Origin of the sequence: Pelagicoccus sp. SDUM812003 (genome assembly GCF_031127815.1) — a bacterium.
Classification (GTDB): domain Bacteria; phylum Verrucomicrobiota; class Verrucomicrobiia; order Opitutales; family Opitutaceae; genus Pelagicoccus.
In genome coordinates this window covers 16,641-36,752 of the sequence record NZ_JARXHY010000006.1, presented here as the reverse complement: position 1 = coordinate 36,752, position 20,112 = coordinate 16,641, and the positions used below count along the sequence as shown (strand labels likewise).

At 48.5% G+C, this 20,112-nt stretch carries 15 protein-coding genes; 6 read left to right on the top strand and 9 right to left on the bottom strand.

The window, feature by feature from the left end; translation table 11 throughout:
• Positions 1-25: 25 nt before the first annotated feature.
• The 4 genes from QEH54_RS10045 to QEH54_RS10030 all read right to left on the bottom strand — a co-directional run bounded on the left by QEH54_RS10045 (position 26) and on the right by QEH54_RS10030 (position 4,600).
• A complete protein-coding gene (locus QEH54_RS10045; RefSeq protein ID WP_309018537.1) occupies positions 26-439 on the bottom strand; it encodes a hypothetical protein in 414 nt (137 codons plus the stop codon).
• 22 nt (positions 440-461) lie between these two features.
• The gene (locus QEH54_RS10040) at positions 462-2,036 is read right to left on the bottom strand and encodes an Ig-like domain-containing protein (protein WP_309018536.1); all 1,575 of its coding nucleotides are present in this window, start codon (positions 2,034-2,036) and stop codon (positions 462-464) included.
• 14 nt (positions 2,037-2,050) lie between these two features.
• Positions 2,051-2,848, bottom strand: coding sequence for a hypothetical protein (locus QEH54_RS10035; protein ID WP_309018535.1), 798 nt, complete (start codon positions 2,846-2,848; stop codon positions 2,051-2,053).
• Between the two features lie 1,137 nt (positions 2,849-3,985).
• Complete coding sequence (locus tag QEH54_RS10030) at positions 3,986-4,600, bottom strand: metallophosphatase domain-containing protein (protein ID WP_309018534.1); 615 nt, start codon at positions 4,598-4,600, stop codon at positions 3,986-3,988.
• Between the two features lie 49 nt (positions 4,601-4,649).
• Between QEH54_RS10030 and QEH54_RS10025 the strand changes: the two genes are divergently transcribed.
• Complete coding sequence (locus QEH54_RS10025) at positions 4,650-4,916, top strand: hypothetical protein (protein WP_309018533.1); 267 nt, start codon at positions 4,650-4,652, stop codon at positions 4,914-4,916.
• Positions 4,917-5,315: 399 nt separating this feature from the next.
• Here the strand turns inward: QEH54_RS10025 and QEH54_RS10020 are convergent, their stop codons facing one another.
• The 3 genes from QEH54_RS10020 to QEH54_RS10010 all read right to left on the bottom strand — a co-directional run bounded on the left by QEH54_RS10020 (position 5,316) and on the right by QEH54_RS10010 (position 6,745).
• Positions 5,316-5,831 carry a hypothetical protein gene (locus QEH54_RS10020; protein ID WP_309018532.1) on the bottom strand — a complete coding sequence of 172 codons (516 nt, stop codon included), beginning with the start codon at positions 5,829-5,831 and terminating at the stop codon, positions 5,316-5,318.
• A complete protein-coding gene (locus QEH54_RS10015; RefSeq protein WP_309018531.1) occupies positions 5,821-6,132 on the bottom strand; it encodes a hypothetical protein in 312 nt (103 codons plus the stop codon). Before QEH54_RS10015 ends, QEH54_RS10020 begins: the two co-directional genes overlap by 11 nt.
• Positions 6,133-6,391: 259 nt before the next feature.
• Positions 6,392-6,745 carry a CHC2 zinc finger domain-containing protein gene (locus tag QEH54_RS10010; RefSeq protein WP_309018530.1) on the bottom strand — a complete coding sequence of 118 codons (354 nt, stop codon included), beginning with the start codon at positions 6,743-6,745 and terminating at the stop codon, positions 6,392-6,394.
• 303 nt (positions 6,746-7,048) lie between these two features.
• Here QEH54_RS10010 and QEH54_RS10005 point away from each other — a divergent pair, with 303 nt between their 5' ends.
• From QEH54_RS10005 to QEH54_RS09995, 3 genes are all read left to right on the top strand, one after another.
• Positions 7,049-7,576, top strand: a complete 528-nt coding sequence (locus tag QEH54_RS10005; protein WP_309018529.1) for a hypothetical protein — start codon at positions 7,049-7,051, stop codon at positions 7,574-7,576.
• A 544-nt stretch (positions 7,577-8,120) separates the two neighbouring features.
• The gene (locus tag QEH54_RS10000) at positions 8,121-10,316 is read left to right on the top strand and encodes a hypothetical protein (protein ID WP_309018528.1); all 2,196 of its coding nucleotides are present in this window, start codon (positions 8,121-8,123) and stop codon (positions 10,314-10,316) included.
• 229 nt (positions 10,317-10,545) lie between these two features.
• On the top strand, positions 10,546-10,830 hold the full coding sequence (locus QEH54_RS09995; protein ID WP_309018527.1) for a hypothetical protein: 285 nt from the start codon (positions 10,546-10,548) through the stop codon (positions 10,828-10,830).
• Positions 10,831-11,368: 538 nt separating this feature from the next.
• Here QEH54_RS09995 and QEH54_RS09990 read toward each other — a convergent pair.
• Positions 11,369-11,584 carry a helix-turn-helix domain-containing protein gene (locus QEH54_RS09990; protein WP_309018526.1) on the bottom strand — a complete coding sequence of 72 codons (216 nt, stop codon included), beginning with the start codon at positions 11,582-11,584 and terminating at the stop codon, positions 11,369-11,371.
• A 165-nt stretch (positions 11,585-11,749) separates the two neighbouring features.
• On the opposite strand from QEH54_RS09990, the gene QEH54_RS09985 reads away from it, so the two are divergent.
• Positions 11,750-13,684, top strand: coding sequence for a DNA phosphorothioation-associated putative methyltransferase (locus tag QEH54_RS09985; RefSeq protein ID WP_309018525.1), 1,935 nt, complete (start codon positions 11,750-11,752; stop codon positions 13,682-13,684).
• Positions 13,685-13,724: 40 nt separating this feature from the next.
• Entirely contained in the window at positions 13,725-14,861 is a 1,137-nt protein-coding gene (locus QEH54_RS09980) for a cysteine desulfurase family protein (protein ID WP_309018524.1), read from the top strand.
• Positions 14,862-14,903: 42 nt separating this feature from the next.
• Here the strand turns inward: QEH54_RS09980 and QEH54_RS09975 are convergent, their stop codons facing one another.
• Positions 14,904-20,111 (bottom strand): FtsK/SpoIIIE domain-containing protein, encoded by a 5,208-nt coding sequence (locus QEH54_RS09975; RefSeq protein WP_309018523.1) that lies wholly within the window; start codon positions 20,109-20,111, stop codon positions 14,904-14,906.
• Position 20,112 lies beyond the last annotated feature (1 nt).

Below are 20,112 nucleotides of genomic sequence, written 5' to 3'. Positions count from 1 at the left end.
GAAGATAGCGAAGACTACAGGGATGCTAGGGCTGTTTCGCCTGCTCAGCCCGCTTGCGCTCGTCCAAGCGAGCCGCGAGCAGAGCCATCTTGTCCAGCATGATGGCCCGGGTTCTGGTGTTGGTGGCCGAGTCCGGAGCACTCACCTCCGGCGATCTGAGCGAAGCGTGCGCCTGATACATGCGACGGGTTTCCAGAACTGCAGGACGTTCCTTGCTCAGGTCGATGGTCTGAACGTCAGTCTGGGTGGCTCCCTCGGCGAAAAGAGCCTCAAGATCGACCGCCTCTTCTTTGTCGGTCTCGCTTGCTTCGGCTCCGTCAGCTTTCAGTTCATCAGAGAACACAGACTGGTCCCCTGCTCTATTAGAAATCAGGTAAAAAGCGGAAACGAGAACCCCCGCGCACACTCCAGTGAAAAAAACGGCTTTCTTCTTGTTCATCTTTTGAATCGAAACTCCTTAATTACTGCACCTTGAGGGCCGGCATTTCCACCCCTCGATAGTCACCGTCTGGTTCAACAATCAGAAGGGTCGCTCCAGTCGGCATTGGCACCTGCAGGGGCGGACTGACAAACCAACTGTATGGATCTTTGTTAAGAGGATCATTAGAGCTTTGAGCGAATTCGTTATAGTTGGATACCCCATCCCCATCGAAATCTGCACTTGCGTCGCTAGCGTTTCGTGGATCCAGCCCCATGTACCAAAACGCCTCCTCCCACCAGTCCGGAAGACCGTCGTTATCAAAGTCTGAATACATAGTTATATCGGCCACCTGCACACTGATCGTGGCGGAGTATGGTCCATAGACGCCTTCCGAGTTCCGACCCCGAGCTCTAAATTGCCACGTCCCAGCATTCGCCAAAGCAAACGTCTTCTGGAAAGTGTAGGAACTGCGAGCGGATCCAGACCAATAGTACTTTGAGACCTCCCACGATCCGCCTGGCACCTTTTGATCGATGTATATCTGAGTGAGCTTGCTCAAAGCATCTGAGGAAGGAGCACTTAGAGTAACACTATCCCCGACTAAGATGGAATTCTGACTCGAGCTAATTGAAGTTGTTGGAGCAGCGTAAACGACGACATTTTGAGTTTTATAGGAGCTATACCTGCCCGCTGCATCGCGACCTCTAGATCGAAATTGCCAAGTCCCAGGAATATTGAGGACCTTTGAAACAGTCATCGAGTGAGAAGCTCTTTGCGAACCCGACCAATAGCTATTTCCACTAGCTGCCCAGTTCGGAGAGTACAAAGTCCACGAAGAAGCTCCCGGAGCGAGGTAATCCATATAATGCGTCGTCAACTCGGACCCAGGATCCGTCGTCACAGAAGTCAATTGAGCTGTCTGTCCCGCATAGAGGGTTGTGTCCGCCGCGCTCAAAGTCGTAGTCGGCACCGAGCTGGAAACAGTAAAGGTTTTGCTCGCCTTGGTCGTAACGGCTCCTTGGTTGTCTACGAATTTCACCTGGACCGAATGCGTGCCTAACGCCAAAGAGCTTGTATTATACGACCAACTCCAACCCGAGTTAGTATAATCGCTTCGACCATAGGCGCTCGCCACGTCATTGCGCACCCCTCCGAGCGTTGCATTTGCTACATCCACACCGTTCAAAAAGACGTCGACACGCGTAATCGGCGACCCCATCTCATTATCCGCCGCCCAGCCTGTTGCAGAAATTGTTTTGCCCTGGGTAACAGAGGACGTGAGCGAATCGAATGCACCAATTGGTGGCGTATTGGTGGCAATAACGGTAGTGTACTTTGTGACCGAGCTAGACATGGTACTAGTTGCACGCCAAGTAACAGTTCCAGCAGAATTGTCTGCAGTAGTGAGTCCGGTGCCTCCAGAGCCCTGCCCAACTAGGACGCCATTTTTGTACAGCCGGACGTACGGAGCGCCAGAAGGCCCCCCTTGGGGATCGTATGCGGAAACTTGATATTGCTCGCCTACATCAACTGATGATGGCACCTGCAAAACAATCGCCGCAAACGTGTTCGCAGAAAGCAACAGGACTACGATGGATAGAACAAAACTTTTCATCTTAAACTAGATCTCTACGGCTGACTTGAAAAGGAATGCTTGAACTCTACGGATTGTATAATCCCAAATGAGTCCGATCGGTACACGAGAAAGCCCATGTCTGCATGCAAGCGGGTCAATACACTCTGCACCTCACCTTCCTTGTATATCAACTGGCTACCAGGCAACTGCTTGGCTGCCTTCCTAACCTCCGGCGAATCAAGATCTAGACATACCCCCAGAAAGACTACAGTTGGATCGGGGTAGTCTCTCAGCCATTTCCCAAAGAGCTTCAGCCTCTCAGATTCCTTAGAACTCCAAGTGTACAGCAACACCACTGAACCAGAGGTCTCCTTGGCCGCTTCTGGCCATTCGGCATCGAGCATGTATGCCATCGAAAGTCCAATCACATCATTTCGGGCAAGCAGCAATTGAGCACGATCTTTGATCCACGTGGGAGCAAAGGGATGGTCTACTAAATCCTGAGCTACCCCATCCGCTAAGGGACGCTCATTGGCATGCTCTGCAGCCTTTAGAAGAGCCTCATAGGGATAAGCGACGTCGGGAAACTCATCGATAAGTTGCTCCTCCAACTCCACCCAAGTTAGTGGCTCACTCAGATTCCCTTCCTCCGACTGGTCACTTTGCTCAAGATCGAGGTGCCGAATAAGAGCATCAACTTCAAAAAGTAGACTTTTCTTAATTCTAGGATCGCCGGAGAGTTTTTTTAGAAGCCCGCGAGCCTCTTCTCCGTCACCCTTTCGACTGTATGTTTCTGAATACAGTATCTCGGTGAGCTTATCCAACTCATCAATGATGGCGTTTTCCTCCATCGTTGTAACCTTGTGAGGGCTGGGAGTTGCAGCATTCGACTTCAAGTCTTGAGCAGTCAGGAGAGTTCCAGACACACAAGCACCCAGAGCAATTACGAGACGCATTCTCATAAGGATGAGGGGTTCGGGATTCTAAAAGGGAGGGTATTAACGAGGGGTAAAGCGGAAAAATAACCAGTTTTCCTACCTAATTACTCTCTGATACGTTTACTCGGTCTTGTCACGCAAATACGTAAGTTTAATTGGTTATCGGAATCAATTGCTTCTTAGTCACGCCCTGATTCAACATTCAATCTACACGAAAACAGCGACCCCGAGTTCTCGCTACAGACCAAGACTACTCAATACAGCCGTCACGCAAAAGGCCACCACAACTCGGTGAAACGGGATGACAAAAAGGCAAAACGACATTCCGCTTTTTCGCTTCGATCAAACGAAGCTGTTTTGCCCCTGATAGTTAGGCGAAATCGAGATCAAGTTTTAGCAAAGCGAGCCAATGCACGACGATCCCTTCCAAAACAATCAAAGGCTTCAGCAAGACTCCTCGCGATCCACAACAAGCCAACCTAGGGAACAAGAGATCGAAAATTGCCTGGCGATCTGCCGACCGCAGGTCTCTGTTCGCAGGTATCAAGATTTCATTGAAACATCTGAGAATTACCCCAGTTGGTTCAGCCAGATATCATAGGAGAACCCGCAAGAACATCCATTGCAGTGTGGATAGTTTGCTCCACCCAACAAACCCCAATCTAAGCCCCCTCCTCCCCGCAGGAATGAGATTCTCAAAATACCTTCGGAAGCCAAACAGAGAAATAAGCACCCTCCCCCCCAAAAAAAAGCCGGTAATTAGCAGAATTCATCTACCGCCACACATCGCACAAGAACCCATGTCATCGGAACACACTTGGTCGGAGTTCGAGCAAACAATGTTAGTCTTGCGCGCACCGCATGGACCTATCTCGCCTCAATTTAGATTGAACTACAAACCCATACACCCTCCATCGCGAAATCTAGGCAAAGAAAAAGAAGAAACGGGAAAGAAGAAAAAGAAGTTTCAGCGCTCGGCCTGAACCAAGCTTCAAGATGGAACAAGCAAAAGGAGACGACCCCTTCGAGGAATCGTCTCCCGATCTGTAATTACATATCTAATACGACAGGCGCCCTAGGTCCGTGAGGACCGAGCTGAGAGGCATTCGCGAAGGTGATGCATTCGAGACGAGCGCAACCAAAACAGGCATGGACGTGGCCAAAGACATGCACCTTTGGCCGAAACTGGAAAACTCTCGCTTGAAGGTCCGGACAACCAAGATTCCCAATATGGGGGACGCTATCCAGTATGTATCGAGGTGGCATATGGGTAATCAGAATATCCGTATCGTTCGGGATCGCTTCCCATTTTTCGAAGATGTCCTCTTCATCGATTTCGAAGGCCATCCCGCAGTTGGGGACCCAGGGAGAGCCGTAAATTCGATACCCTTCGAAGGCTAGGCTTCTGTCGACTAGCAACTTGGCCTCAGTTAGCTTTGTTTCGTTTCTACTCCAAGATCTGAATACGGGATAGTCGTGATTTCCGGGAACGTATATTTTCTCTTTGAAATCCTGATCGGCGAACCAGCGGTTGAGCTGCACCAGATCGATATCTGATTGATCACAAGAGTCGTAGAAGTCGCCGGCGTGAATAAGGATATCGCCCTCTAGTCGACGCTTCGGCAAGGCAGAAAAATGGGTGTCGGACAGAGCTACTATTTTCATTTTATGATCAGCTTTGTGGGTACACCATTCCATTAGCGAGCGACAGTTCTTGAAGCAGCTTATCGATCCGTTCGACGATCTGTTCGCGGCGGCTCGGACAATGAAAGTCGTTTTGCCTTATGGCCATCCTGAATTCTGCAAGACGGAACACATCAGTCCAATGCAGATAAAACGAGTGCTCGAGGAGATGCACCGGACCATCCTCAACGCCGCATTCAAAGCATTTCGTATTTTTGAGGTACTCATTGTGAGTGTATTGAGCGAGACAGTACGGGCAAATGTATGTAAAAGTCATATTGTAGAGTTTGAGGTTTAGGAATAAACAAAGGAAAAGTCCGCGTCTCTAAATGATGCGGGCCTGGTTTAGGTAATTTGGTACGATGAGCTATGTGTGCTTTCGATAGTCATCTGCGTTAAGAGACTGTGTGTCAGACTTCAGAATCCAAATAATTGCACCAATCCAGTGACTACAAAAACTATTCGTATTAGAAAAAGAACGACGCCCATTAGCATGTATTGTCGAAATTTCCGCAAACATCAGATCGATCCCCAAAGCGAATCGCTCACCGTATGAATATACGTAGCAGGTCATACGCCGCGATTGCTGAATGCAGGAGCAATAGAGCTAGATTCAGTCTTGTGTATAGCCGAGCTCTCCGTAAGATGGCCGTCTCTTCTACCGAGTGCCTTCGCGTGTTTACAATATAGTCCTTCATCACTCTTGTTTGTCCTCTAACGTCGGCTCAATCCCTTGTGATCGCTGAAATGCCTCGAAAGCGATTTCGAACTCTACGTCTTTTTGGTTTTCGGGTTTCGAATCGGAAGACAAGTATAGGTGCATCGCATAAAAGCTCATTGAGATGCACTTGTACCCATGCAGCGAATACCATCGTGCAACCGCATAGGATAGTTTCGAGTGACTGGGATTCGATTTAGCGGCAAGCCTAATCAATTCTTCGTATTCTCGTTTTCGTTCCAAGGCACGATAGGCAATCCCCAAGTATATAGTCGATAGCAGCGACTGCGGATCAAGATCCCAATGAGCCGCCGCGCAGGACCGCAAGAAGTCCCAATTATCCGCTTCGTACGCTAATTTCATGCGCGCGATGCTTGGCGCTTCATTCCCCGCGGCGATTTGCGCTTTCAGCTCCTTTAGCTCTTTACCACTAAGACGCTTTCTTTCGCTAACCGGCTTTGCTCTTCTTTTGGTTTTTGAGGATCTAGATTTCATCTTCTTCACACTCCCTTCCTCGACCATATCGTGCATCTCGAATCAGCTGCTGACGTAGCAATAGAATCGCGTAGAGTCTATCCGCGTAGGCGGTCTTGTTCGCCAGGACGTATTGCGGCGTCGCGTGCAGGGCTTCCAACAAGGTCTTTAGATGATCTGGGTCAACCAACTCCTTCACTTGGTCGATTGAGGCTAACCTAACCGTATAGCCATGCCTGATACAGCTTGGACAGTTTTCTGATGGCGTCACTCTCGCGTCATAGGTCGAAACATAAAAGGGACAAATTCGGTAATTCTTCATTTCGTAATGATATTTGGATACAATTAGGCCCGCTCTTCAATGAGCGGGCCGCTGATGTCTTTATTTTCTGCGAGACCGAACGGTCAGCTTCTCCTTCAAGGCTTGCCGAACCTCCACTAAGTCGAATCGCACAAGGTGTCCGATCTTGAGGTACGGTATTTTTCGCTGCGCCTGCATTTGGCGCACCCAACGCAGGGATGGCCGACTCTTCTCGTCGAATAGAGCTTCAAGCAGACCGACAGCATCAACTAGCTTATCTTCATTTTGCATAGGTTACCTTTCCCTTTGGACGAACTCGTCCGCTCTTCAACTTTCGCGATTTCCAGCTCGGTGAAATCGCCGTTCCATAAGCAAAGGCCAGCCTCTTCAAGGCCTGCTTGAAACTCAGGCCATGAAGCTTCCGCTCGAAATCTAGAACATCCCCAAACTCGCCTGTCTCCGGGCAGGTAAAGGATTTAAGTTCGTGCGAAACGATTATGCGGCCGTCTCGGCTCCAAGGGCACTTGCCCATTAGGTAGCCGTGGTTAGATGCAGAAAGAGGCACTGTCTTTTGTATGTGCCTTACTATGTCGATGGCACTTCTTAGCCGATCGACGTTCACGTCTTTCATCATTTGGAATCTCGGTTCTATGACTTGGATCGCGATTCGATCGTCGATCGAATGCGACGAGCTCCGACGGAGATGTCACTACCTCTCCTACTATTCGAAACTCGTAAAAACTGGACCATACGATGATGAGATCACTGCCGAAGGCTGGGATCTCATCTCCTTTAAGAACACACTAGATGATACTCTCGCGAAAAAAGTTGCTGCGAAGAAGTGCAGTTAAATGCGGCTCGATTCAACTACACGCGTACAATTAATTTGGATACGTTTTACGCTGGATTATCAGACTTCTCGCACGATAGTATGGACATGAACGCTCCACTTAACTTCACCGAAAGCTGGCGTCAAACAGACGACGCCCTAGCGACGCTACCGTTGGGAAAGGTCTTTTCCGAAGTCTTTCCCGATTTCCATAGCTATCAAAAAGCATCCACGGAGGAAGACCGAAGCGGGACTGACTACTTTGTTCGAACTACAAGGCGAACGAAGAAGGTCGACGTCAAACTCCTTAGCAAGGATCCCCGAACAACTGCTACTAGGGAGTATCACGACGTGGTCCCAATCGAGCTATACTCGGTCTGCGAGCGCAAGATCGCCGGATACGGCGGCGACGCAGACTACGTCCTTTGGATCTTTTCGGACACGCTCAGAACGATTCTCGTGCGGCGACAAGACTTAGTCGATTTCGTAGAAAAGCGCCGGGTCGAGTGGTCGTACTTTCTGCGTGAACATAAACAACGCACCAAACTAGCTAACGGTTTCGAATACACCTCAAGCTTCTGTTGGGTCCCCTATCGACTTATCAACATGATCGAAAAGCCTTCAATAGCAGCCTGACGACTCCGTCCGGTTACCGCATCAAGTAGCTTCCAGATGAGTCAGAACCATGGCTCTGTCGACCAACATTTGCTGCGAGGTCCCGATGCGAATCGATCTAACAGATCACCGTTAGAACGATTCGTAACTTGCTATAGCGATATTTGACCATCGAACAACCCAAGAACTTATCCAAGTCGGTCGTTCGTAGCACCACTCCTACTCTCGTCTAACACGAAGCTTTCGTGGCGTGACTCACCAAATAGATAATCTCCAAATCTAAAGACTGGATTGAGGTAGGTCAACCCACCACAAGGCTGTACAGCGGGAACATAATTCTAGAGAAGCCATTCGAGTAGAGCCCATCACCAAGAGCTCTGCCCTGGTATAAGGCTCCTCTTTTCCAGTGAAGAATCGTGCGCAAGCTCTAGGCGAGACATCGTGGCAACCCTTAGGGATTTTTCAGGCAACCTACGGTCTTATTTTCTCGCATGAGATATTCCCTTTTGCAGGGTCGGAACCAATGAGACCATTCTGTCTTTTCATTCTTAACTCCTTACTAGCAATGGCTTCTGGATCTGAGCGATTTTACGTTTCGGACGAAGCGGAGCCTGGTGGCGATGGTTCCAGCTGGGACACAGCTCTCACTTCACTACAAGATGCCCTGGCCAAAACCATTGACGGTCGGGGTGACGAAGTTTGGGTCGAAGCCGGAACATACTATCCAGATCAGGGATCGGGTCTAACACAAGGCGATCGCCTCCTCTCCTTTAAACTCGGCGAGGGAGTAACGTTACTTGGCGGCTTTGCTGGCACAGAAACCGATGCCTTCCAAAGAGACTGGGAAGTCAACCCGACCATACTAAGCGGCGCCATTCACGAGGACGAAACATATTGGAGCGTTCACGTTGTAGACTTTCGTGGGGGTGCAACAATTGACGGTTTCACAATTAAAAATGGCAACGCTAACGGGTTCGAAGGAGATCATGGTCGTGGGGGCGGCCTGTGGGCTAGCAGCTTCGAAGCCACGATCACGGCAAAGAATTGCACGATTCTAGACAATACCGCGGTTCGAGGAAGCGGCGTCTTCGGCTATGAAGTCTCTCTAAGCAATTGCATCTTGAGCGGCAATGTTTGCAGCGAAAATGGCGCCGCGATCTATGCGAACTATTTAGATGCGACGACTTGCCAGTTTTTCGACAATGGTTCCGTGGACAGCAATTCTATAATATGCGGCAACACCTTCAATCTACTCGATTGCGAGTTCGAAGAAAACCTAGCCAAAGGACCGACTATCTACAGCTGGGATTCCGACGGGAATATCTCAGCGAACCGATGCTCCTTCACGCAGAACACAACCGCAGGGAACGGAGGTGTGATGCATGGTAGCGTCGAACTCGAAAACTGTATATTCTCAGAGAATCAAGCGCTGCACGGAGCAGCGCTTTACATAAACAACGACAATAACGAGACGTCGAAGGTAATTAACTGCATCTTTAATAGCAACAGCTCGACCGGCGAAGGGGGAGCTATAAGGTCGACCGGAAGGACATGGATCTGGGGGTCGCTATTTGTTGGAAACTCCGCGATGTCGGGCGGGGCGCTTCACCTCGACAAGGAGCACTCGATCGTCAATTCCACATTTGTCCAAAACACGGCTTCGACTACGGGAGGTGCTATATACACCTCTGGCAACATATCGCTGACCAACTCGATCTTGTGGAGAAATAGTGAAAATGGATCGAGCAACGCGATTGCTGGCTCGGACGCCATGCCTAAGGTTCAAGATTACAGTTTTAACTCGGTTCCAATTCCTGATCCTGTTCATGCTGCTAATCTGCTGGAAGGTGGCTTGGATTCGCTGAATTCAGTGACGATCGACTTCGAAGGTTCTCTGGTCAACGAATCTGATCCGTTCTTCGACTCCAGCAATCCACTTGGACCCGACGGCCTTTGGAACACTGCCGACGACGGACTCCAGCTCAAGCAATCTGCCAGCTCGATCGACTCAGGTCTTTCTGAATTGTGGGATCAATCGTATGAGCTGTCCTTAGGTGGAAGGTTACGCATCCAAGACGATGCGATTGACCTAGGAGCCTATGAATTCGGTGAACTGGTCGAGGAAAGCTTTAGGCTAACCATGTCTGCAAACAATCCACTCTATGGATACGCGAAAGACTACGGAGATGGAATTTATCGCTCAGGTGAAAACGCTACAGTGGAGGCCTATCCAGCTCTGGGATACTCTTTCACGGGCTGGGTCGGCAGCATCTCAAGCCAAGAGAACCCAATCACTTTTTCGATGGATGACGACCATTTCTTGACTGCTACATTTGCTAAAGACACATCCGATTTGGATGGTGACGGTCTTACGAATTTCGAGGAGCTAGCGATCTATGGTACTCGTATCGATTCTGTGGATTCTGACGGAGACGGACTTCCGGACGGAAAAGAGGCGGGAACTATTTTCGACCCTGCTGTCAACGACCTGAATACGATCCAGCTTCTTAAGGAAAATCCGCAGCTCTATCTATCACTCTTGAATGGCGATGCAACAACTCTTGGATCGCTAAATCTGAAGACTATTCGAAAAACGGAAGGCAACAGTTTTGTGCTGATGTTAAACGTACTTGAGTCATCGGATTTGAAGGCTTGGAACGAAGCAATGCCAGTTCGAACGATCCAAGATGGGGCAAGTATTCAAATCGAGATTCCAGCACAGAATGATGCTTCGTTTTTTCAGCTAAGCACCAGCGACTGAATACATTGAAGCCGACCCAGATCCTTGACTTGTCTTTGAAAGATGGTGTTCAAGCAAAAACGCTTTCGGACCATCTGGTAATCAAACCCACTACTGGACCGACAGTGTTAACTTGGTAGACGAGCGTTGCTGGAAACACTCGATTTTCCTACAAGGAAGACTACACAATAATCACGTCCGCTCGTGTAAACACCTCACCGGATATTCGCGAAATCCAAACCGTTTCCAAATGCCGCCTCCGAATTTCAAAATCCTCACTTCCGATGATAGCGAGTCGGCAGAGCCCCTTTCGTACTCCGAATTACGATTCCAACACGACCAAGTACTTGGAGAGAGCGATTGGAACAAGTACTTCCAGTCGCTGGACAGACCGACGCAAGAAGCGTGGACCATACTTAAGATGTTCACTGATAGAGTGGGTTTCGAAGAATGGTGGGATCACGAAGAGGTCGACGACTGGGCTAGAGACAATCTTTTCGATGAGATTCGCGATCGAATGAGCCTGCATCTTTGACATCATCAGGAAATGGACTTTCCGAACGGGTAGAACCAATGAATGGCAGTGAAGGCGAAGGTAGACTACGCCCAATCAGTATTCCGGATACGAGCACTGCACGAAAAGGAGAAGATCACTAGATGCTTCGGCGACCCGATAAAGACTAATCCTTTTTGATCCCGATGGGTCGATCTTGAGAGAGCGGCTATCAACTGGTCATAAGTCCCGAAACGAATTTTTCCAGACGACCTCTACTCAGGGCCTACGAAAGAACGACTCTCGTTTTTCCATAGTTCCGTTAGATAGAATCAACCTACAAGGAAGCCCTGAGGCTTGTGATCACCTGTTGCCTGAAGGGCTCGCAAAAGGGTTTGGTAATCTGCATCCAACAAGCACCAACAACTAGCCGATGCGAATCGATCTAACAGATCACCGTTAGAACGATTCGTAACTTGCTATAGTGATATTTGACCATCTGAAAACGCAGATCGCGATGGGCGGTCATGGCAGTCCTGGCGCCATATCGAAATTGGGAATTCCGAGGAAATTGGTCGCCTTAAGACAAGGCGAGAAAGCGGTTAAGTTCGACAGCTGAAATGCGAATATGCCGGATCGGCAGTTTCCGAAGCTTCTTGTCGTTGATCAGCCGCCTGACCGTTTCGGGAGTCACCCGAAGAATCTCGGCGACCTCCTCGAGCGTGAAGACCACATTCACGGGCAAGACTCCATCACGGAGTTCGATGAGTCGGGGTTTATCTGTTTCATCTGTCATATAGCCAGCAAGATGGGAGATTCTTGTCTCTGGGCAAGATGCTGCTAAGCAATTGCTATGGACCTAGCTGCATTCAAAAAGTCGACTCACAGTCTTCAATTCGGGAAACGACTTCCTACAGCGGCATACATCCATGTGAGTTGCCTTCCAAAAGTCACACACGACTTGAGAAAACTAGTAGAGCGACTACTCATTGAAAGAGACGTAGGTGGTGTGATGAACCTGATTAAACTCCATCTAAGCCAACCCAAGATATCCCTTCTATCCTATCCTGAATTTGATACCGTTGCCCACCCGTCCCTAGCCTGTTCTATCACTATTGATTTCCTTGTCGGAAGAGCCAAAGAGACTTCATACTCGAAGAGCGTGAACCCTCCGATCCTCCATCGAAAGGAGTCGTTTCTCGCTCCCGGGGATCCGCGGATTGAGATGTTCGCGAAACTTACTCGAAAGGAGGAAGAAGCTGGTCTTTATGAGGAAACGAAAACCATCGGTTTCAAACAGAATTGGGAACGTTTGCTGGAATCAAAGGGAGTTCGGATTGATGGCCACTCACTGATTCGGACCACTGGTCGAAACTCGGAAGGAGGAACCCGATCTGAAATCGAGAGAGAAAAGACAGCTCTCAAGCGCTACGAGCTTTCACGTCCTGTGAAGATGCTCTTGGAGTGCGGGGTTTTGTTAAGGGGGGAATCATTTTTCGACTACGGATGTGGATTGGGTAGCGATGTGAAAGGCTTACAGGGACTTGGCTACGAATCCTCTGGGTGGGATCCACACCACGCACCAGAAATACCCTTCCGCAAGGCAGATGTCGTTAACTTAGGTTTTGTGCTGAACGTGATCGAAGATCCGGCTGAAAGGATCGAGGTTCTTTCTAGAGCTTGGTCCCTGGCAAGTAAGGCTTTGCTCGTATCAACTATCATTGGAAAGAGTGATGCGCCTGAACTATCTGGAGAACGATATTCGGATGGAGTACGCACCAAACTGAATACTTTTCAGAAGTATTTCGACCAAGCAGAACTACAGGGTCTAATCGAACACACTCTCGAAGCAGATGCAATTCCTGCGGGCCCTTGCATGTTCGTTGTTTTCCGACGAGAGAGTGATGCTCAGGATTTTCTATCTACCCGCTATCGACGACGAATCGATTGGGAAAGCCTGTCACTTAGGCTTGGCTTGGGACGTCCCATACAGAAGGAAAGACGTCCACGTCTCACGATCTACGAAAAGCACAAAGAGCTTCTCGATGACTATTGGGGTCGCTTGCTAGACTTGGGAAGGCAACCGAAAGAATCAGAATTTGATCGAATTTCGGAAGTCCGGAAAGCTTGTGGACCTATTCCGAGGGCGATGGCTCTCTTCGAAGATCGCTTTGGCTCAGACACAATGGAGGCAGCTCGCGAACAGCGGAGAGAAGATATTTTGGTTTATCTCGCGTCGTCTCAATTTAAGAAAAGAGTTCCATTCAAGGAGTACTCCGAGAAGTTACAGAACGATATTCGTACGTTCTTCGGAGGCTATGAACTAGCTATCAAGAAAGCTACAGAGTTGCTCTTTGCCGCTGGCGATCCTGGCGAGATCGAACTAGCATGTGAGAAAGTGCCATTTGGTTGGCACACTGAGGAGCATTTCACGTTTCACTCACCTCTACTTGATCGACTACCGGCGATTCTCAGAATTTATGTAGCTTGCGGGACAACGTTGTACGGAAACCCCAAAGAAGCCGATCTCATTAAGATCCACAAACTAAGCCGGAAGCTAACTCTAATGCACTACCAAGGGTTCACCGACGATCCATTTCCCGAGTTAAAGCTTAGGATAAAGATCGATCTCAGGAGAATGTTCGTAAATGTATTCGACCACTCGGAAGGTCCAGAGCATCAAATACTTTTCTTCAAGGAACGTTTTACGAGTGACGATTTCGAAGGCATCGAGAAGCTGGCCAAGTTATCGGAAAAACTGGCAAGTCTCGGCATAGTGAAGGATTCGCTTGGGGAAAATGACCGTTTTGCTCCCTCAAAAGAAAAGTTCCAGGCCTTTCTAGATTCGAAAAGTCTCACTTGGGGGCTGAACAAGAAGCGTAGTGGGTCGAACTAGCGCTTGCAGCATCAAGTCAAAATCTGCTGATCTGTACCCCTTGATCTACTTAGACCATAATGCCACATCTCCAATCGAAAAGGAGGTTCTAGATGCCATGCTGCCATGGCTAGGGCGCACATACGGTAACCCATCAAGTGGCCATCAGCTCGGCCGGAGTGCGAGAAAGGCGATCGAAGAAGCCAAGGACGCGATAGCCGGTGTGCTCGATTGCAGCGCAGGCAGCATTGTATTCACCAGCGGTGCGACAGAATCAATAAATACGGCTATCTGTTCTGCCTTTTTCTCAGGCAGAGACCATGGATGTAATCACATATTAACTACATCTGTAGAGCATTCAGCTACCATTTCCACATGTCGCTTTTTGGAGAACATGCACGGAGCCGAAGTTACCTATCTCCCCGCATCTAGGACGGGTGAGCTAGATTTAGCTGAAGTGCAGCGGCATATTCGCGCATCAACATGTGTTGTATCCGTTATTTGGGGTAACAACGAAACCGGAGTTGTGCTTCCCGCGAGAGACATCGCAGCTATTTGTCGAGAAGTCGGCGTTTTGCTTCATCTGGATGCAGTTCAAATTGTGGGAAAATCACCAATTTCGTTCGATGACCTTGGTGCAGATTTCCTCTCCTTTAGTGGTCACAAATTCGGAGCTCCGAAGGGCATAGGAGGTTTGTTGATTAGGAATTCGGGGGATTTCGTACCTCTATTACACGGTGGCAAACAGCAGAACGGCCTACGTGCGGGAACAGAAAATGTCGCGTCGATAGTTGGACTCGCCAAAGCACTAGCGATCCGATCGACTGATAAAGCTCAGGCCGAGATTCTTCGAATCAAGAAGCTACGAGACGAGTTCGAATCTCGGCTGGCCGTAAGAATTCCGGATGTTGACGTTAACGGACAAGGAGCGATCAGACTACCGAACACGTCGAATGTCTATATTCCAGGTTTAGATAGCGACGCGCTTGTCACCTATTTGGACCAACGAGGCATTTGCGTGTCCTCCGGTTCTGCCTGTCTTGAAGAAGCTATCACCCCCTCGCATGTAGTTTTGTCCATGACTGGATCACACGAGAGGGCGTCGGAATCGGTGAGAATTAGCTTCGGTCTCGATAATACTTCCGAAGAGATAGAGAAGCTGATCAATGAAATAGTGCTATTTCGAGAATTGTTCTAAATCGATTCCGCAGCTGGTTTTGATGAAAACAAGTCGGATTTGCTAGCGTTTGGCCAGTTGTAACACCTGAGAACTAATTTGCTCATCGCTCGCGAATGGAACTTGAGCGTAAATCAAACCCTGCTCTCCCTCCAATTTTGCGAGCAAGTGCCCATTACCTAGAAGCTTTTCGGCACCTTTCTCGGTTAATGCTATCTCTGACGTGCCTTCGCCGTCGACTCTCAGGACCAAGCGGTTACCAAGGTTTGACCTGAGTTGCATAGGTACAACTGTATTATCTGGTCGTTGGGCTCCAAAGATTAGGAATATTCCAGCAGCTCTAGCAGCTACAGCCAATTGGTTAACCGCATTCGTAATTTGCTCCGAGTACTCATGGTCCATCATCCATAAAGCAAGCTCATCGTGAATCACCCAGATCACTGGCATTTCGATAGAAACGTTTTTCTTTTTTAGCTCAGAAATATTTGAAACGTCCTGTTCCTCAAATATTTGATAACGTTTCTCCATTTCCTCGACCAGCTCAGTCAATCTTTGAACTGCGGCTGCCTTGTCCTTTATTACGCCATCTTTTACGTGAGGCAGTTTCTTAAATTTATTGAAATCAACCCGTTTAGGATCGATTAAGACGATAGAAGCATTGCGGGACGAGTTTGTTGCCGCAATTGAAAGTATAATATTCTGAATCAGAACCGACTTTCCACTACCCGTTGCTCCTGCAATCAAGGTATGTGGAGCGTTTTTCAATGGAGAAACAAACAAAGGGGAACCGTCTTCCTCTTTGAGACCAACTAACAAGTCACAGTTGAATTCACTATTGCCGAAATTCAACGATTTCCAAACATTGCTTAAATATAGAATTTTCCGTTTTTCTCGTGCTACTGAAATAGAAACGATTCCGGGTTCGGCTCTAACGGAGATCAGGTTGAGACCATGGGTGGTGAGGAATTCAGAACGACGTTTGATTACTTTCTCTACAGTTAGATCGGCACTTCCCTCAAACTTCAAGATAGCTGCATTCGGAGTTAAGCTTGAGTTTAGAAGCTTAGATCGAAGCTGAAATTGTTGAAGGGCGCTTTTGGCTCTGCTTTCTGTTTCTTTGAGCCATTCTAGGTCTGCTTTTTCGTCCTCTGGTTGATCGGCTTCTAAATTCGCAACCATTTCTAAAACTGACGTGCGTTGAGCTGGTGGCGAAGGTGCCTCTGAAGCGACTTCAATACTCGTAGCAGTAGGTTCTTTCGAGGATCGAGATTCTGATTCCTCTACTTCGTCCTTTGTTTCCGCTGTAGCGGTTTCGCTTTCGAGTATCTGTTCATTTTCATCCTTGGATGGAGCAGAGAAATCCTTGTTAGTCCAAATATCGGTTCCCGATATTTCGATGCGGGTCGGAGTTGGGTTGTCCTTTCTGAGATATTTTAAGAGTAATTCCCTTACCTTTGCCCGAGAAAACACTTCTTGGTATGATGACTCGCATCCTTGTACCTCTACTAGAGAGGAGCATTCGGGGCAGTCGGACGGACCCGATATGAATACGTGCGAGTACCCTCTAAGATATATGCTACACTCTCCAGCCCGGATAGCTCTTCTCCATTCGGAAAGGTCTAGTTTATCTTTTTCCGAGTATTGAACTCCAGAAAGGAGCATGTCTGAAAATCGGCTCAGCCAAATATCTCTATCCAGTCTCGATGGATTCCCAAAAAGTGCTTTCGCTATTCTCTCGACTGTTTGGCGAAGTTGTTTCTGAGACTCCTTCTTCTTTGCTGATAGATTCGAGTAGTCGATGTACTTTGACTCAGTAATAACTATCGACAGTCGCTTTTTTCCATTGTCGTCAAATTCTGGCGACAAGGTTAGTATGTCTGCAATGTGCTCTTCCTTTTGTCCTAGCCAATTCGCGTAGTCGTCTAAGAAATACCAACCAAATCTCTGGTCAGTTCCTACTTCGTTTTCGATCAGAAACTTGCTTAGTACGACGCCAATAAGCTCGCTGGCGTTCCGTCCGCGCCGAGCAGCACGAAGCACTAAGTCTCCTGAAATGAGGTTTGCTTCGTCGATTAGGCGTTGGGTCAGGCCTTGAAGCTCCACGTCACTCAGTCCGAGCGATAGATCGTCGAGTCTTTTTCTCACCATTCGTTTCAGCAAACTAGTAGAACAATTCGAGGATATCAGAGTATTTCGCCCTTGAGAGCCCGTCTGCTTGTATCGAATAACTTTTACGTTTTGGTTGAGCAGCTGGCGACGATCAAGCAACTCATCGTAGTTCACAACCCAGTTGCCGAGATTGTGGATCTCTTCAAAAATCTCCTTTGTTGTTGGATCGCGGAAGTTGAGTTGTCTGGCAGGGATCAAGCGCTTCTCAGGGCCTTGGTCCCAATCGGGTCGGAAGAAGGTTGTGATGGCGGTTAGGTAGTTCCATCCCTCAACCGGAGCGACCGGGCTTGAAAGGTACACGACTGACTTTAGGTCGTCTTTTGCTGCAGGCCGTCTCTTTGACCACCGCTGCGGAACCCATTCTGATACTGGAATTGGCTTCGTGGTTTCCGGGTACCAGTCGAGTTGAGCATGGCGAGCAATAACATCTTGTAGAAATACCACATCGATTGGTGGCCCATCGCCCTCGTCTGGCGGAGGTGCTTGGTCTGCCATAATACCGATTCGTAGTCGCGCCATGAAGTCAGAGGATGCTTCACTCGCAACGTAAGAATCTATATCGCTCCCCGATGACTCTATGATGCTCTCGTAAAGCTGACGAAGTTTAGTTCCATCGCGATGCCGCAAGACCACTTGGCAGCGCAAATCGCCATCGTCTTCATGAAGTTCTTGAACCTTGTCTACAATGGTTTGAGGCAATCGAGCAGAGTCACAATTATACAGAACGACCGATAGGTTTGCTTGTTCGTGCGGATGAAGAGAAAGATACCTTTTTAGAATTTCCAGAATCCGATTTGCTCCGTGAATCGGATTTTCATTTGTATCGGCATATGAATCCTGTGCGGCGATTGGAGGCTCGTGAAGCGAATATCCCAAGTAGTTGTCAGTAACTGTCAGAAGCTCTGGCTTCTCATCATCCCAAGCGACAATAACTTCAGGATAAAAAACGTGATTCAAATCAGCGACCAGTTCTGAGAAATACAATCGTGTGTCGCCAAAGTACACCTGCGATGACGACATCAGCTGTCGCATCAATTTCGATACAATGAGGGATTTGTTTGCGAATGCGGCGAGCCTAAGCGGATGCCACGGAGCGACTATTGCGGTTATGGGACCACCATGAACATGGGTAACTCCGATGTAGAGAAGCGGTCGTAGTAACAGTTCAGAATTTCGATCTCCTTGAGCATTGGAAAAAACAGACTCTAGTAGCGAAGAGTAATCAGTAAACTGCTGGAGGAGCGAATCTGTCGCGAGAAGGCCATCCGTCATGCACTCATGCAACGCGTTGGTATATGATTTCGAAAAAGTGTCAAAATGTGTACCGAGTAGTTCGAAAGTCTCTTTCGTGATGAGGCCGGAGTCGAGCGCCTGCTTTAAGTTTCTACGCCAAAGGAGCTCCACATCTCGGCCCTTCTCGTAAACTGGGACAAGCGATCCTCGGTCTTTGTCGTACGAAGGTTGCAGGGTTGCGACATTGTCGAGCGCGACTGTCTGAAATCTTCCTTTCCCACTCACGGACTCGCGCGTCGTCTGGGATCTTATGAACGGCTTCTTAGCGAGCCTCTGCCAATCATCTCTGAGCTCGGAAGCAATTGTGCTGGGGTTGAATTTCCAAACTAGTTGAGTTGTGAACGTTTGAGGGCTTCCGTGGAGGAGCTCTGCTTCTAGTTCAAGGTAGAACTTTATTTGGGTGGCGTTCTTAGATTTCGAACGGTTGGGATATCCTTTCCTACCGCTTTCCCTCCATTTTTTGTCATGATCTTCGTAGTTGAAAAGTTCCCCGAACTCGCATTTGACATTACCTCCGAGAAAACGAGAGAGCTCTTTGTATCTGAAAGAAAAATACAACCCAGCATCAGTGTTCAGCTGGCGAAGATCCTTTGGAAATCTTTTGTCTGATCGGATACTAAGTGTCTTTGATTTCGTTTCTAGATTCTGGTCGAAGAGAAACTGAAAGCATTGGGCGAGTCCGACGAAAAGATCTTCCGCCTCAATCGCATTTCCAAAAATAAACTTATCCCACTTTGCCTTGAGCGCGACATCCTCTTTAAGCTCGTTGCTATGCTCTTGGTAGAACGATTCATCTTCTTCGTTGGACTCTGTTGTCCTTCGAGCTTCTAGTCTCTCGAGATACTCCTGATCGTCTTCGCTAAGGGCCTCGGGATTCGAGTCTTCGAAAAACGAACGAGTTGCTTTTCCTAAGTTGAATTTTTCTCGCTTTAAACCATCGAAGAGGGGCAACACATCTTCCCATTCGCATTCAGCGAGACGCTTGGCTTGCTCGTTCCATCCGCTTGGTGCTTCAATGTACTCCTCGATGACTGGGTGGATCTCCTCCGGTATCGAATCTTTCACCTTTTCGAAAGTCTCGTTCAGCTTATCCTTTTCGAGGAGACCCTGACTCGGTGTTTGTTTATACAAAAAACAACTACGTCTTTTGATCGCTGTATTGAATAGAGCCTTCCAACGCGAAGTATGACGTGAAGTGGTCTCATCAAGGGACTCGAAGAAATTCGTGTCCCGTGGTAGATGCAGTTCCGGTAGGCTATAGCCAATGGCTTTCTTTATTGGATGCCCCCCATCAGAATTCGCCGAGAGAGTTGCCGCGACAAAATTGCTGAATTGATCAAGGGAAACGGGTTTCGCTTCTATCAGACCTTTGAGCGATCTTTCCCACCAAATCATATGATCCTCTGACAGGTGCGAATTCGCAGCGGCTACTTTTACCCACGTTTCTGGGTGGTTCTGTAGCTGAGGCTGTCCGATGGGAACCAACTCCTTCAATGACTGCTGTTCATCATCGCCAACGTTAGCCACCAGGAGAGCAGGCTTGGAGCATGCTGCGTTGCGGTAATAGGTTGTTCTCTCCTTGGTTAGCACCTCCTCCGGGAGTCCTAAATTCTCAAGGAAATGCTTGGGTAACTTAATTTCGACCTTTGGTGAGAGCTCTGGATTACCCAAAACGGCTTTGGCGACTGCCGCGGTTTGCTCTGCTGTTAAACAGTCTAAGAGGAATCGGGCGGTTCCTTCCTCACTGTCGTCAAAATTGTCACGAAGATAGCTCGCAGCGACTTTGCCTAGAATCTCTTTGGGGCTCATA